This is a genomic window from Brevibacillus borstelensis, assembly GCF_037834415.1.
Classification (GTDB): domain Bacteria; phylum Bacillota; class Bacilli; order Brevibacillales; family Brevibacillaceae; genus Brevibacillus; species Brevibacillus borstelensis_A.
Genome location: NZ_JAUMSJ010000001.1, coordinates 352518 through 367261, shown reverse-complemented (window position 1 = coordinate 367261; position 14744 = coordinate 352518). Strand labels below are relative to the sequence as shown.

General features: G+C 54.0%; 11 protein-coding genes and 1 other annotated feature. Of the genes, 6 read left to right on the top strand and 5 right to left on the bottom strand.

Annotated features, from left to right (window positions below):
- Positions 1-22: 22 nt before the first annotated feature.
- A complete protein-coding gene (locus tag Q3F21_RS01680; RefSeq protein ID WP_340249511.1) occupies positions 23-604 on the bottom strand; it encodes a histidine phosphatase family protein in 582 nt (193 codons plus the stop codon).
- Positions 605-825: 221 nt separating this feature from the next.
- Here Q3F21_RS01680 and Q3F21_RS01675 point away from each other — a divergent pair, with 221 nt between their 5' ends.
- Positions 826-3129 carry an S-layer homology domain-containing protein gene (locus Q3F21_RS01675; RefSeq protein ID WP_340249509.1) on the top strand — a complete coding sequence of 768 codons (2304 nt, stop codon included), beginning with the start codon at positions 826-828 and terminating at the stop codon, positions 3127-3129.
- Between the two features lie 314 nt (positions 3130-3443).
- Positions 3444-4043 carry a 30S ribosomal protein S4 gene (gene rpsD / locus Q3F21_RS01670; protein ID WP_340249507.1) on the top strand — a complete coding sequence of 200 codons (600 nt, stop codon included), beginning with the start codon at positions 3444-3446 and terminating at the stop codon, positions 4041-4043.
- Between the two features lie 382 nt (positions 4044-4425).
- Here the strand turns inward: rpsD and Q3F21_RS01665 are convergent, their stop codons facing one another.
- Positions 4426-4965, bottom strand: coding sequence for a hypothetical protein (locus Q3F21_RS01665; RefSeq protein WP_340249505.1), 540 nt, complete (start codon positions 4963-4965; stop codon positions 4426-4428).
- A gap of 196 nt (positions 4966-5161) precedes the next feature.
- Positions 5162-6442: a tyrosine--tRNA ligase gene (tyrS, locus tag Q3F21_RS01660; protein WP_340249503.1), complete on the bottom strand. Its 1281-nt coding sequence runs from the start codon at positions 6440-6442 to the stop codon at positions 5162-5164.
- Positions 6443-6499: 57 nt separating this feature from the next.
- Positions 6500-6726: a binding site (T-box leader), on the bottom strand.
- A 169-nt stretch (positions 6727-6895) separates the two neighbouring features.
- Between tyrS and Q3F21_RS01655 the strand changes: the two genes are divergently transcribed.
- The 4 genes from Q3F21_RS01655 (at position 6896) to Q3F21_RS01640 (ending at position 12601) form a co-directional block, all read left to right on the top strand.
- Positions 6896-10015: a transglycosylase domain-containing protein gene (locus Q3F21_RS01655; RefSeq protein WP_340249501.1), complete on the top strand. Its 3120-nt coding sequence runs from the start codon at positions 6896-6898 to the stop codon at positions 10013-10015.
- 84 nt (positions 10016-10099) lie between these two features.
- The gene (locus Q3F21_RS01650; RefSeq protein ID WP_340249499.1) at positions 10100-10732 is read left to right on the top strand and encodes an N-acetyltransferase; all 633 of its coding nucleotides are present in this window, start codon (positions 10100-10102) and stop codon (positions 10730-10732) included.
- A 70-nt stretch (positions 10733-10802) separates the two neighbouring features.
- Positions 10803-11447 carry a CBS and ACT domain-containing protein gene (locus tag Q3F21_RS01645; RefSeq protein ID WP_340249497.1) on the top strand — a complete coding sequence of 215 codons (645 nt, stop codon included), beginning with the start codon at positions 10803-10805 and terminating at the stop codon, positions 11445-11447.
- Positions 11444-12601, top strand: coding sequence for an acetoin utilization protein AcuC (locus Q3F21_RS01640; protein ID WP_340249495.1), 1158 nt, complete (start codon positions 11444-11446; stop codon positions 12599-12601). Before Q3F21_RS01645 ends, Q3F21_RS01640 begins: the two co-directional genes overlap by 4 nt.
- Before the next feature lie 86 nt (positions 12602-12687).
- Here the strand turns inward: Q3F21_RS01640 and Q3F21_RS01635 are convergent, their stop codons facing one another.
- Both Q3F21_RS01635 and ccpA read right to left on the bottom strand, forming a co-directional pair.
- On the bottom strand, positions 12688-13617 hold the full coding sequence (locus tag Q3F21_RS01635; protein ID WP_340249493.1) for a 5'-methylthioadenosine/adenosylhomocysteine nucleosidase: 930 nt from the start codon (positions 13615-13617) through the stop codon (positions 12688-12690).
- A gap of 32 nt (positions 13618-13649) precedes the next feature.
- Positions 13650-14669 carry a catabolite control protein A gene (gene ccpA, locus Q3F21_RS01630; protein WP_340249491.1) on the bottom strand — a complete coding sequence of 340 codons (1020 nt, stop codon included), beginning with the start codon at positions 14667-14669 and terminating at the stop codon, positions 13650-13652.
- Positions 14670-14744 lie beyond the last annotated feature (75 nt).

Below are 14744 nucleotides of genomic sequence, written 5' to 3'. Positions count from 1 at the left end.
TACTCCCTCTCTCCGCTTTTTGTCAATCTTTTAAATGATCCGTATTATTTACTGTTACCACTTTCCATTGCCGTTCCTCGCAATGAAACACGTTTATCCCCGTATTGTCGATCCGGGTAATCCCCGTTCCCTGCTGGCCGCAGGTCACGTGATGAAGGAAGCTGTTGATCAGTCCTCCGTGAGAAACAACGACAATCGCTTGTCCCGCATGGCGGTCAGCCAGCTCAGCCAGTGCTTTGGCCGCACGCTGCTGCATTTTCTCGAACGTTTCGATTCCGCACGCTGTCTCGTCGGCATTTGCAAAACGGACCTTGATTTCTTCATATGTCAGCCCTTCCCACTCTCCGTAGCAGCGCTCGCGCAAGGCAGACAGAGTGGAAACGGCGCATCCGACATTCTCCGCAATGCACTGGGCCGTATCCCGTGCGCGGGTCAAATCGCTGGCGTAAACGGCATGAATCGTTTCACCGCGAAAACGGACACCTACCTTCTGAGCCTGGCGCCTGCCCAACTCATTCAAGGCAATATCGCTGTGCCCCTGAATTCGGCGAGCCAGATTCCAGTCTGTTTCTCCGTGGCGAACGAGGTAGATGACTGTATGCAATAGGGTTCCTCCTCAGCCGTTGTGCTCGTGTTTACAACTCTTTATTTATTATATAAGATGAATGTTTGCAATTCCATAACGATTCGCGCTACACCGGGACAAAATTCCCATTTTTCTCCTCCTTTTGTTTTTCTTCCATTCTATTGAAACGCTGCTTTTCCTTTCTGCGTCAGATGTTGTAGTGACAAGAAGAAGCAAGAAACACCTTGGGGGGATAAACGATGAAGACACTCTTGGTTCGTTCTGGATCGATTCTTTTGACCGCCAGCCTGCTGGCTCCCGGCTCGCTCGCTTACGGGGAAACAAAGGCGGCTTTGCCTGTCGATGCGAAAGCGTCCAGCGCAGCCTCTCCGGCCATGCCCGCTTCCAAGGGATCAACTGGCCAAACGGTTACAGCACAAGCAGACAAAGCAAAAATCTCCAAGGAAGCCGCCATGAAAATTGCCAGCAAATTTGTCTCGACAGCCGGCTTCGAACTGAACAGGGTCTCCTTCCGCTCCGCCGATCCCTGGCGCACATTTCCGGAATGGACGTTTTCCTGGGTAAAAAAATCAAAGAATGACGACGACATCGAGCTTTCCTACAATGTGAGCATCAACACTGACACGGGGGAACTGACGTCCTTCTCATCGTACGACAGGAACGCGTCCAAGCCTGAGTACGCCAACCGGATTTCGTATGACGACGCCAGAAAAAAAGCAGAAGCGTTCTTCTCCGCCAACGTTCCTGCGAAGTGGAAGGAAACCAGGCTGTACCACGATGATCAGCCGGTCCAAAAGACGCCGTTGAATTCCGACTCTTCGTACACGTTTCGCTTTGTCCGCCTTGTCGACGATATACCGTTTCCTGACAACTCTGTGGACATTGCCGTTGACTCTTCCGGCAAGGTAACCAATTACTCTGTTTCCTGGAACGATGCCGTCACGTTTGAAAGCCCAGGCAAAATGATGTCATCCGAAGAGGCGGCCGAGCTTTTCCGCAAAGCGGTGAAGCCGACGCTGTCCTACACTGTCCCTTGGGAAGCGCAGGGGGAAAACAAGGACAAGCCGATCTTGATTTACGCCAATCCCTTCAACTTCTATCTGGACGAGGACGGCACTCCCTTGACGTCGATGCTGAAGCCCGTGAAGCCGGAAACGGAGCCCGTTCCGGTCAGCGGCAAGCCGCTGTCTCCCCGCCATTCCGGACAGCAGCTCAGTCAGGATGCGGCCGTATCTCTGGTCGATCAAGTATTCGGGCTTAAAGGATTTACGCTGCGCTCGGCCAATTACAACGAAGGCGACTATCGCGGCAACAAGTCCGTCTGGTTCTTCGATTTTGAAAATAAGGAAAAGCAGCTTTTCGCTTCTGCAGCTGTCGATGCCGCTACCGGTGATGTGTTCAGCTTTTACAGCAATTTGGCTGACACCATGAAGACGGCTGACACCAAAAAAGAAATCGATCCAAAAGCCATCGAAAAGAAAGCAATGGACGACTTGAAAAAATTCGCGCCTACTTGGGCCAACCGGCTTTATCTCGACCCGCCGCAAGAAGTATCAGGCGAGCAGCAGCCGGATACGTCCTATACGGTGCGCTTCCACCGATTGGCAAACGGCGTTTCGGCGGCTTCGGGATCGGCCCATCTCACCTACGACAAAAAAAGCGGCGAGCTTATGTCCTTCAACCTCGACTTTGGACGGGAAAGCTACCCATCCCGTCTCGGCGATCACATTTCAGCCGACAAGGCGGCTGAAGCCTGGCTGAAAGAAGCCAAGCCGGAAGCTGTTTACATGCTGGAGGAGCTCCCGGTCAAACCGCTCGAGCAAAAGAGCAGCGTCGAAATCGCCCCTCTGCCGGAGCGGAAGGCCAAGCTGGTGTACCGCATGACGACCACCCCGCTTGAGCAACCGTACTTCCTGGATGCCGCATCCGGGGAATGGCGCAGTATGGAAACAGGGAAAACCATTGAATTGCATCGCACTCCGCCTTCCGATCTTGAGGGTCACAAGGCTGAAAAGGAACTTCTTTTGATGTACGAATACGATGCGCTTTCCCTGATCGATGGAAAAATCATGCCGGAAAAAGAGATTACCCGCGGTGAAATGATCGAAATGCTGATGATCAGCCTGAATCAGGGACGGACGTTTGGGGTATCCGCGGAACGCAAGGCAAGCTTCGCCGATGTCGCCAATACGTCCAAGTACTTCGCTGCCGTAGAAGCCGCTGTTGACCGCGGACTTTTGGACCGAGACTCTTCCTCGCTCAAACCGGATGAGAAAATCACCCGGGAAGAGCTTGCCGACATGCTGGTGCGCGCGCTTGGCTATCGCAAGCTGGCGGATTACTCGAACATGTTCCAATCCGACCTAACCGATATATCCAAGTCCAAGCATCGCGGCGCTATCGTGATCGTCACTACGCTGGGAATCATGAAAAGCGGCGGCGAATTCCGTCCGGATAAGAGCGTTTCCCGCGCCGATGCGGCCATAGCGTTCACGGGCTTCCTGGAGGCCCGCAGCAAGCTGGAGGAGACTCCCCGATTCTGATAGCGATAAAAGGTATAGAAAGAATAGAGAAATTAGAGAGACAGCCGCGTGCTGTAAAGAAGGCAGCTCCCCATTTTTTCTTGACATTCTCCTAGCGAAACAGATAATATTGATTGTATGTGTACAGGGTGGCATTGATTGTAGGTAAAAACGGGAGGTAGACCCTCTTAGTTTCGTCCCTTGCAGGCTGCGGCTGAACTCCTGTCAAGGAGCACGATGCGGAAATGCTGCCGTCCGAAGTTCGTGTAGCTAAAGACGAAACTAGCCTCGCGGAAGTAAACACCTGCGAATCCAATTTAAAGGAGAATGAAAACATGGCACGTTACACAGGTCCACGTCACAAACTGGCTCGTCGTCTGGGCATTTCCCTGGACGGAACAGGCAAAGACATTAAACGCAATTTTCCTCCGGGTCAACACGGTCACAACAACCGTCGTAAACTGAGCGAATACGGTATCCAGCTGCAAGAAAAGCAAAAGCTGCGCCACATGTTCGGCGTAAGCGAGAAGCAATTCCGCCGCACATTCGATCAAGCCGGTAAAATGGCTGGCGTTTTGGGCGAAAACTTCATGAAGCTGCTGGAATCCCGTCTGGATAACGTGGTATACCGCATGGGCCTGGCTCCAACTCGCCCTGCTGCTCGTCAGCTCGTAAACCACGGTCACTTCCTGGTAAACGGTAAAAAAGTAAACATTCCTTCCTACCGCGTACAACCAGGCGACGTGATCTCTGTTCGCGAAAAATCCAGCAACCTGCAAATCATCAAGGATGCTGTGGAAGCACGCAACTTCCTGCCGAACTACATCACGTTCGACGACAACAAACTGGAAGGTACGTTCAACCGCCTGCCAGACCGCGAAGAAATGCCTGCTGAAATCAACGAAGTACTGATCGTTGAGTTCTACAGCCGTTAATCTTTCGGATAAAAAAAAGAGTAGCGCCAACCTTTGGCCTACTCTTTTTTGTTTGCTTCCGTTGATGATTTTGTCGTTTTGCCCGATGGAAGCGGGATTCATGTTCCCCTTAAACGAGAACAAGCCCCCATACGGAGGCTGTCCCTTTACTAAGCAGGAGACGGGGCAGAATCGATCACAAAGAAGTCCGTCAGGTGTCAGGTTGTCACTTGTGAATTGTCACTCGTGATCGGTTTGCCATTTAGCAAGTAAATTCTATCGTAAAGTTGCTCAATACGCCTGAAGCCGCGGTTGCCCACACTCGCCTGCTCCTGCTGGACAAGCCAGCTTTCGAAAGAAAAACGCCTTTGAATGCTTTTCTTCCCAAAGCCGGACTGACCGGCTATTCTTCTAGATAGCTGGCGGCATCAAACGGAATGGAAATGGAGTGGTTGGCCGCTTCGATCTTGCCTGATAACAAATTCGCCCGGCGCTCCAGTTTTTTCCCCCATTCTCTGTACACATCGGGATCATAGGTAGTCATTGTAATCAGATCGCTTCCTCCATCGTACGAACGGGAACGGGAGTGGTAATGAGATGGTGAACGCTCGATCTTTTTTCGGATCCCGAAGCGTTTATATTCGCCCGTTTCTTCTCTTAATTGCTTGGCCAGCTCAATTGCCTCGACCAATGAAATCATTTCCCCGTCCCACTCTACCACCTTCTTTAGATTCGCCTCGGCAATCAGGCTATCCAACCGGCGGTAATCAGCTCTCGCTTTATTCAATTCCCCCGTAATCAATTCGATCGTGCGCTTCGGAAACTCCGGCGTTTCCCCTTTGGCGATCGTTACGGAGGAAAACTCAAACCGTTCGTCCTTCAGATAGTCGATTTGCCGCTCAATCGCTCTCCGCAAAGGAATCGCTTGTGCCAGTGTAATCATATCTTCCACTCCATTTCTTCTAAAGCATTCTACCTATCTGACTCTATGGACGCGGAAAAGTTTCGCAGGATTTTCCAAATTTCTCAGCGGCATCCTGTACGGGATGGGAATCACTCATAAGCTGTCATTTCCAGGAAACAAAAGACTCCCGCGCCGTGTCTAGCACAAGCACAAGGCGCAGGAGCCCAAAAAATCTTTATCCCAGCTTCACTTTGGCAAACTTCCGCTTGCCGACCTGGACGACCATATCGTCCGCAAGCTTCACAGCCGCGTTGATGTCTGCCACTTTTTCCTCGTTTACCTTGACAGCCCCTTGCTGAACCATCCGTCGAGCTTCGCCTTTGGAGTCGGCCAATCCGAGATCAAAGACAAGGTTGACGATATTCGCTTCGCCATTTTCATATGCGGCCGCGTCCAGCTTTGCTTCCGGAATGTCCGTCGGCAGCGCGCGCTGTTGGAACACGGTTTTAAAGTAGTTCTCCGCTGCTTCCGCCGCTTCCGCTCCGTGGTACATCCGCACGAAGGTTTTGGCCAGATTCATTTTCGCATCGCGTGGGTGAACGCTGCCGTCTGCCACTCCCGCCCGGAGCGCCTCCAACTCTTCATTGGTAATGTCCGTAGCCAGCTCGTAGTAGCGAAGCATAAGCTCATCCGGCACAGACATCGCTTTCCCGTAAATTTCGTTGGCAGGTTCATTGACGCCGATGTAGTTCCCCAAGCTTTTGGACATTTTTTGCACGCCGTCCAGGCCCTCCAGGAGCGGCATCGTCAGAATCACTTGCTGCTCCTGACCGTATTCCTTTTGCAGGTTGCGGCCCATCAAGAGGTTAAACTTCTGGTCCGTACCGCCCAGCTCGACGTCGCTTTCCAGCGCCACGGAATCGTAACCCTGCATCAGCGGGTAGAAAAACTCATGCAGTGAAATCGGCTGTTCACTTTTGTACCGTTTTTCAAAATCATCCCGCTCCAGCATGCGGGCAACCGTCGTCTTGGCTGCCAGTTCCACAACCTCGGAGAATGTCAGCGGAGCCAGCCAGCTGGAATTGTAGTTGACCTCGACACGGCTGGCATCCAGCACCTTCCCGAATTGCTCCACATAGCTTCTCGCGTTTTCCTTTACCTGTTCCTCAGTGAGCGGCTTGCGGGTCTCGGATTTTCCTGTTGGGTCGCCAATCCGGCCGGTAAAGTCGCCAATCACCAACTGGATCGTATGGCCCAGCTCCTGAAACTGGCGCATTTTTTGCAGGACAACCGTATGGCCCACGTGGATGTCAGGCGCAGACGGATCAAGCCCAAGCTTCACTTTCAGCGGCTGGCCTGTAACGACGAAACGCTCCAGCTTGCGGCGCAGGTCCTCCTCCGGGATGATCTCCATCGCGCCGCGGCGAATGATCGCCAACTGACGCTCTACCTCTTGCTTTTGCGCTTCGGTTAGCGTAAATTTTTCGTTGGTTTGATTGGTTTGCTCACTGCTCATCACTCTTACAGCTCCTATCAGAATAAGTTTGTGAAAAATAAAAAAATCCCGCCCCAAAATAGGGACGAGATTGAACCCGCGGTACCACCCTAGTTGAAAAAATGAAGAAAAATCATTTTTTCCGCTCGAATACAGGATAACGGCCTGCACCGTCCGGTAAAACCCGGCAAGCTCCCGACGTGTAATTCGCGATGCGCAAGGGACTGGTTTTCACCTGCCACCAGCTCTCTGCGGAAACCCGGCCCGACATTCTCCGCCACTCTCGGCTGGATCATGGCCATTTTCCATTTGTCCGCTTGTCACTCGCTACTGTCGTCGTTCGACGCTATTTTACATGTTTGGACGCAAAAATATAAAGCTATTGTGACACAATGCTTACCCGGTGTCAACTCGGACCTGCTATCCTCGCGGTTCCTCCTATGGTATAATCAGGGTGCTAGGGGGTCGTAGATCATGTCGAACAACCACACTTCTTCCTCTGAATCGACAAAGAAAAAACGCCGACGAGGCCGCAGACGATTGGTGACGCTCATCGTCTCGGGCCTGTTTCTCTTAGGACTCATGGGTGGCGTTTTGGCAGGAGGAATTCTGGCAGGCTACGTTGCCGCCCTTGTAAAGGACGAGCCTGTTCGCAGCAAAGTAGAGTTGGCCGAGAAAATTTTCACCAACTATTTGACCGGCTTTGCCTACTACAATGACGGTACGCTGATCGGTCCGCTCCGTGCAGCCGAGGGCGACCGGCGTTTGGTGAAAAAGTCGGAAGTATCGCCTCATCTGATCAATGCGGTCATTGCGACAGAAGACAAAAATTTCTTTCACCACAAAGGAGTGGTCTTGCAGTCGACGCTCCGGGGAGCCTATCAGGACTTTACCAACCAGCCCGTCGTAACCGGCGGAAGCACGCTCACTCAACAGCTGGTCAAAAACACGATCCTCTCGCAGGAAGTGAGCCATTCCCGGAAGGTCCGCGAAATCTTCACCGCGATCCGGATCGAGCGCATGTTTTCCAAGGACCAGATTCTGGAAGCCTACCTGAATGAAATCTATCTCGGCAAAAACGTGAACGGCTCCGTTGTTTACGGCGTTCAGGCAGCTGCCAAGGGGATTTTCAACAAGGATGTGAAGGACCTCGATTTGGCTGAGGCCTCTTACCTCGCGGGCATGATTCAAAACCCGGGGATGTATACACCGTTTACGAGCGAAGGATACCAGCGCGGCAAGGATCGCCAGAAAATGGTGCTCGAGCGCATGCAGGAGAACGGATACATAACACAGGCACAGTTTGACGAGGCTCTCAAGACTGATCTCACTCCTCGCCTGGCCGGGCCCACAAAGCAGGCCTATCGGGAAGTGCCGTTCCTGATGATGGACATCGAGGAACGCGCAGCGAGAGCACTGGTGGATGCCGATCTGAAAGAAAAAGGGCGCGACAAGGAAACGGTCGGCCGCAACGAGTACCGCCAGTTGGTTGAAGAAAAAAGACGCGACATCCTGACACGGGGCTACAAAGTATATACCACGATCCACAAGGATATATACAAATTCATGCAGGAAATCGCAGCTGACCCGAAAAACTTCGGCCAAAACCGAACCTACACCATCCGCCGTTCCAACGGGAAGACAGAAAAGATTGAAAACGCGCTGGAAGAAGTGGGAGCAATGCTCATCCACAACAAAACCGGCGCCATTATGGGAATGATCGGCGGTCGCGACTTCAAGGTAGAGCAGACCAATCACACGACTGCTCCGCGGCAACCGGGGTCGGCGATGAAGCCGCTGGCAGCTTATGCCCCCGCCTTTGAGCTGGGCATTCTGCAGCCAGGGTCTCCGATCGACGACTCGCCGCTCGTCCTCGCAGACGGCCGCAACGGTTCGCACATGCCCATGAACTGGAACAACAAATACCAGGGCGTGGTCAGCGCCAGAGAAGCATTGCGCCAGTCGTGGAATATCCCCGCGATCAAGACTTACCTCAAAGTGGGAATCCCGACCGCTCTGGAGTACGTAAAGAAAATGGGCGTGACTACGCTGGTTGAGAACGACAATTACGCGGCCACAGGAGTTATCGGCGGTCTGAGCTACGGCCTGACTGTCGAAGAAATCACGAATGCGTACGCGACCTTTGCCAATCACGGTTCGTTCGTCGACGCTTACCTGATCGACAGGATCGAAGACAGCCAAGGAAAAATCGTCTACCGCCACGAAAGCCAGCCTGTGCAGGTGTACAGCGAGCAGACGGCTTACCTCATCACCGATACGCTTCGCACCGTAGTCAACGCAGGTACGGGGAACCACATTCGCAAATACGTGCCGCGCAGTGTAGACGTAGCCGGAAAGACGGGGACGACCAACAACTCCAATGACCTCTGGTTTGTCGGTTACACTCCCGAGGTCTCCATGGGCGTCTGGGTCGGCTACGATGAGCCGTATCCGATGCCTGACAAGGACAAATACGTGCCGATGGTCGTTTGGGGTAAAATCATCAAGGAAATCGGCGCTAAGTACCCCGAGCTGTCGCCGCCGGATGCGGCCTTCCAGAAACCGTCCGGGATCGTCAGCGCCACTGTAGACAGCAAGTCCGGGCTTTTGCCGAGCGAGCTGTCAAAAGAAACCGGGCATTTGATCACCGATCTGTTTAACCGCCGGTTTCTCCCGACAAAAGTGGACGATGCCCATCAGCGGGCGCGTATCGTGGAATACAATAATGTGCGATACCTGGCCAAGGAAGGGACGCCAGACGATTTTGTGACGGAGGGAATTTTCTTCCGCTCTCCCGACCCTGCGCCAGACGGCAAGCAAGTGCTGGAGGTCACCGACAAGAACAGGAAGACCTCGGCGAAGCCGCCTGATTGGGATCAGCGATTGCCGGAGAAAGAAGACCCCCGGACGGAAGTGGCAGGTTCACCGGCCCCTCCAAACAACGTAAAAGCTTCGAGGTCTGGCAGCCAAACGGTTCTCAGCTGGCAATCCGGCTCGGAGCCAGATCTTTTGGGCTATCGGATCTACCGAGCAGATCCGCAAATGGGCTTCGTGCAAATCGCTACCGTCAAAGATCCCGCGGTCCTTACTTACACGGACGCCGCAGGCAATGGCTACTCCGGGTACTACGTTACAGCAGTCGATATCAGCGGCCATGAATCATCGCCTTCTGTCATTGCTTCCGCCGATTCTTCTGCTGGCACCTGGGAGGTTCCTGTACCGCCGGATACCGGCATCGGACTGCCTCCTGACTCGATGCCACCGGATGTGCTGACGCCGCCAAACGGAGAGACGAACGGGGACAACGGAAGCGGGCAGCCTTCCGACGGTCTGCCTTCAGCTCCCCAATCCTTGACGATGTCCACTACGTCCGATGGCTGGAAGCTGCAATGGAAGGCAAACCGCAGCAGCGAACAGGTCATTGCCTACAACGTATACTTTAGTCCCGATCCTGCGAGCGGCTACTTCCTGATCGGCACGGTAACGGGCACCACCTACGTAAACAAATCCGGAGATGTGGCTGGCTCATACTATGTCACAGCTTTAAACAGTTACGGAGAATCGTCACAATCCAACAGTGTAACAGCGAACTGAACTGAATACAGCTAGAGATGAGAAACACAACAGAGATGGTAGCAGGCTTGCCATCTCTGTTTTCCTACTACGGGAGGTGACAGGATGGAATACACCAAGAGATACTACTCCAGGCACATAGCAGTAAACGGCAAAAACCTGCTGGTGGAAGGTCCCGTCCCTGCAGATCGCTTGGCAGCCATGCGGTTTGATGAGGGCTTGAAGGCGTTTCGGATCCCGGAGGAACAGCAGAAGGCGCTGGTGGAGATCGCAGCGCTTCCTGAAGGGCGCATCGTTCTCGTCCGGGAAGACGATCTTGTGCTCGGATACGCCACCTTTCTCTATCCGGACCCGATGGAGCGCTGGTCGGAGGCAAGGCTCCCGGATCTGCTTGAACTCGGGGCGATTGAAGTGAGCCAGAGCGTGCGGGCGGGAGGCGTTGCCAAAGCCTTGCTGGAGGTGGCTTTCTCGGATGACGCGCTGGAGGACTACATTGTCATCACGACTGAATACTACTGGCACTGGGATTTGAAAGGAACAGGCCTGGACGTCTGGCAGTACCGAAAAGTCATGGAAAAAGTAATGGGCAGTGTCGGAATGGTCTGGATGGCTACAGACGACCCCGAGATATGCTCGCATCCGGCAAACTGTCTCATGGCCCGCATCGGAAAGCGCGTGCCGCCGGAAAGCGTGGCTGCCTTTGACGCCATGCGGTTTCACAATCGTTTCTTATACTAGCTAGCAGCCTCAATCCTTCCGGGAATCTGTCCGGCTTTGATCTCACTTACGAATGGAGAGATAATCTTTCATGCGTATCGAAAGCATTATGCGAAGACAGGTCATCACTGCGAGTCCCGCCACCACAATCCGCGAGGCCTTGCAGCTGCTGCGCGAAAACCGGATTCGACACCTCCCCGTCGTAGAACACGAACGCCTCGTCGGGATTGTTTCCGATCGCGATCTCCGGGAAGCGCTCCCTTCCATTCTCTTGCCGAAAAAAGACGACGAGTCCATCCTGAGCAAACCCGTATCCGAGATCATGAAGCGCCAGGTCCTCACTGCACATCCGCTTGATTTCATAGAGGACGCGGCAGTTCAAATCTACGAATCCAAAGTAGGCTCTCTTCCCGTCGTGGAGGGGAACCGATTGGTCGGCATCATCACCGAGTCGGACTTGTTCAACAGCTTGATCGAGCTCTTTGGCGTGAACAAGCCGAGCTCGCACATCGAGGTGGAAGTGGACGACCGCGTGGGGATGCTTGCGGAAGTAAGCCAGGTGTTTCGGGAAGCCCAGGTCAATGTATCCAGCATTGTCGTTTTCCCCGGGTCCAAGCCTGCTAAGAAGAGTCTTGTCTTCCGCGCTCAAACCATTGACCCCCGTCCGATTGTCCAAAAGCTGCGCGACCATGGCTTCACCGTCATCGCGCCCGGGGAAGGAGGGACTCGCCCTTGAGCCGCAACGCTCGTCTGATCTACTCGCCGGATTACACCCAGTACTACTTTCACGATGAACATCCTTTCAACCAGCGCCGTCTTCTGTTGACCTATGATCTGATGAGCGCTCATGGCTTGTTGACTGACGCCGATATACTGCCGCCGCGAATGGCCACGGATGATGAGCTGGCACTGGTGCACGACAGGCGTTACATCGATTTTGTACGGGAACAGGGACACAGCGACAAAGAACTGCCGGCAGCTGCCAGCTACGGTCTGGGGACCGAAGACGTCCCCTGTTTTCCGCAGATGCACGAAGCCTCTGCCCGGATCGTCGGCGGTACGCTGCAAGCAGTAGACGCTGTCATGAACGGTGAGGCGAAGCACGCGTTCAATCCTGCCGGCGGCCTGCACCATGCTTTCCGCGGCCGGGCTTCCGGCTTTTGCATCTACAATGACTGCTCCGTGGCGATTGCTTACATGCGCAAGCACTGGAATGCCCGCGTCCTCTATATCGACACGGACGCCCACCATGGCGACGGTGTGCAATGGGCTTTTTATGACGATCCCAACGTCTTGACCGTTTCGATCCACGAAACGGGAAAATACTTGTTTCCCGGCACCGGCAACCTGACCGAACGCGGGGATGGAAGCGGATACGGCTATTCGGTAAACGTTCCTTTGGATGCGTTTACAGAGGACGGCTCCTATCTCGATATTTATCGGGAGCTCCTGCCCAAGCTGGCAAAAGGATTCAAACCGGATGTCATCCTGACGCAAAACGGTTGCGACGCCCATGCCTTTGACCCGCTTACGCATCTTTCCTGCTCGATGAGGATCTATCAGGAAATCCCGCGGCTGGCCCATCAATTGGCCCACGAATATTGCGACGGCAAATGGATCGCAGTCGGGGGCGGCGGCTACGATATCTGGAGGGTGGTCCCGCGGGCCTGGACGTTGTTGTGGAGCGAGATGAGCGACCAACCGCTGGCGGACGGCCCCACGCCGAAAGAGTGGCTTGCCCGCTGGCAGCCGCTGAGCGAGGAAAAGCTGCCGGACAGGCTGTTCGACACGCCGTTTCCGCCGATCCCTCGCCGGGCAGAAATAACCGAGAAAAATCGGGTGACGCTGGAGCGTGCGATGATGTACGCGCCGATTGGGGACGGGAGCTGAATTGGATAAAATCGCAAGAATAATGAGTAATTTTCAATACGGATATAAAAAAACCGGCCTCTCAGGGACCGGTTTTTTTATGCAGCTTATGAAAGTCCGTCAACCAGCTTTTCCAGCTCTGCCGGCTGGAAGCCTTTTACCGCCTTGTCCCCGACCACTGTCACGGGGACTCCCATAAAGCCAAAGCGCTCCACATCCTCCTGGAATGCCCGGCTGGTCATGACATCACGCACCTCAAAAGCGATTCCTTTCGCAGTCAACCAGTTTTTCACCATGTCGCAGTCGATGCAATTTTTCGTTGAGTACACAATGACTGCGGGGGTCATGGCTTTGAGCATGCGCCTGACGATGGAGTAGGACCGCTCGGAAGCGAGCTTGGTAAACTCCGGAAAATTCACATGTGCCGAACCGTCAGCCTTGTCCGACATCGAACGGACGACGACAAAAGGAATGCCGTTCATCGAGCATACTTGTCCGACGGCGGCACCCTCCATCTCGGTGCAATGAGCCTGAAACTGCTCGTGGAGCTGCTGAACCTTGCTGCGATCGGCGACGAACTGGTCGCCGGATAGAATACGTCCGGTCGTCACCTGAACACCGGCCTCCAGCTCCTCGCCCGCTTTCACTGCCAGCTGGATCAGACCCGGATCGGCTTCCCAGACGGATTTCTCCGTAAACGGGATTTGCCCCGGAGCAAACCCGAGCGGTGTCACATCAATATCGTGCTGGACACAGTCTGTGGAAACGACGATGTCTCCAATATTCAGCTCAGGATGCAGCGCACCCGCTACTCCTGTAAAGATGACGCTGTCCACCTTGTACTGGTCGATCAGGATTTGCGTGGTGACAGCGGCATTTACTTTCCCTACCCCTGATTTGCACAGGACGACCGTCCTGCCTTCCCATTCGCCCTCGCAATAGGTAATCCCGGCCTTTTGGGTAGCCGTCGTACCCGTCATATTTTCCATATACAGCGCGATTTCCTCATCCATGGCGCCGATAATTCCGATTCTCATCGCTGTCCTCCTCTCGCTGCAATGGTGCAGCGTTAGCTGGTGGCTGTCGCCCGCGGTCTGGTGCTTTCCCGGTATTCAATCCGGTGCGGCAGCAGAACCACATGCTGGTCGACCTGCTCGTTGTTCATGTATTTGGTGAGCAGACGCATCGCAACGGCGCCGATATCATACATCGGCTGTACGACGGAAGTCAGGCGCGGACGCACCATTTCGACCAACCGAATATTGTCGTGACCGATGACCTCGAGGTCATCGGGAACCTTGAGACCGGCATCCTGGGCAGCGTGAATCGCCCCGATGGCCATCTCGTCGTTCGCCGCAAAGACTGCCGTAGGCCGTTTTTCCAGCGAGAGAAACTGGCTTGTCGCCCGCAGGCCGGACTCATAGAACAGATTGCCCTGCGTGACCAATGCGTCATCGAGCTTCAGCCCCGCATCTTGCAGTGCTTGCTTGTAGCCCTCGTAGCGCATCAAGCCGCCAAGCGGATCGTTCATCGGTCCGGTAATCATGGCAATCCGCTTGTGGCCGTGATCGATCAATTCCTTTGTAGCGTCGTAGGCGGCCTGGAAGTGATCGATCGTGACCGATGGCAGCGTATTATCCGCATCTCGCGTAGCTGCCAGCACCGTTGGCACAGAAGAAGAGGTCAGGGCTTGCAGATGGTCCTCCTTGATCTCCGCTCCCATGAACAACAGCCCGTCCACTTGCTTTTCCAGCAGGGTGTTGATCAATTGAAGCTCTTTTTCCAGGCGCTGGTCTGAGTTGCACAAAATAATATTGTATTTGTACATCGTCGCGATATCTTCGATCCCCCGAGCCAATTCGGAAAAGAACAAACTGGAGATATCCGGAATGATGACACCGACCGTCGTTGTCTTCTTGCTCGCCAAACCGCGTGCGACTGCATTGGGACGGTATCCGAGGCGCTCAATGGCAGCCAAGACCTTTTTCCTTGTCAGCGGTTTTACGTTCGGATTTCCGTTAACGACTCGGGATACTGTCGCCATGGAGACCCCCGCTTCCCGAGCCACGTCATAGATAGTTACCGGCATCACACACCCTCACTTTCCCATTTTATGGTTTTCATCTTATTTTCAAAAATATATGCACCTATGATACGACAAGCA

Excerpts from the sequence above, each read along its gene's own strand:
- Q3F21_RS01675 (WP_340249509.1), top strand. The coding sequence starts at position 826 with ATGAAGACACTCTTGGTTCGTTCTGGATCGATTCTTTTGACCGCCAGC.
- rpsD (WP_340249507.1), top strand. The coding sequence starts at position 3,444 with ATGGCACGTTACACAGGTCCACGTCACAAACTGGCTCGTCGTCTGGGC.
- Q3F21_RS01665 (WP_340249505.1), bottom strand. The coding sequence starts at position 4,965 with ATGATTACACTGGCACAAGCGATTCCTTTGCGGAGAGCGATTGAGCGG.
- tyrS (WP_340249503.1), bottom strand. The coding sequence starts at position 6,442 with ATGAGCAGTGAGCAAACCAATCAAACCAACGAAAAATTTACGCTAACC.
- Q3F21_RS01655 (WP_340249501.1), top strand. The coding sequence starts at position 6,896 with ATGTCGAACAACCACACTTCTTCCTCTGAATCGACAAAGAAAAAACGC.
- Q3F21_RS01650 (WP_340249499.1), top strand. The coding sequence starts at position 10,100 with ATGGAATACACCAAGAGATACTACTCCAGGCACATAGCAGTAAACGGC.
- Q3F21_RS01645 (WP_340249497.1), top strand. The coding sequence starts at position 10,803 with ATGCGTATCGAAAGCATTATGCGAAGACAGGTCATCACTGCGAGTCCC.
- Q3F21_RS01635 (WP_340249493.1), bottom strand. The coding sequence starts at position 13,617 with ATGAGAATCGGAATTATCGGCGCCATGGATGAGGAAATCGCGCTGTAT.
- ccpA (WP_340249491.1), bottom strand. The coding sequence starts at position 14,669 with ATGCCGGTAACTATCTATGACGTGGCTCGGGAAGCGGGGGTCTCCATG.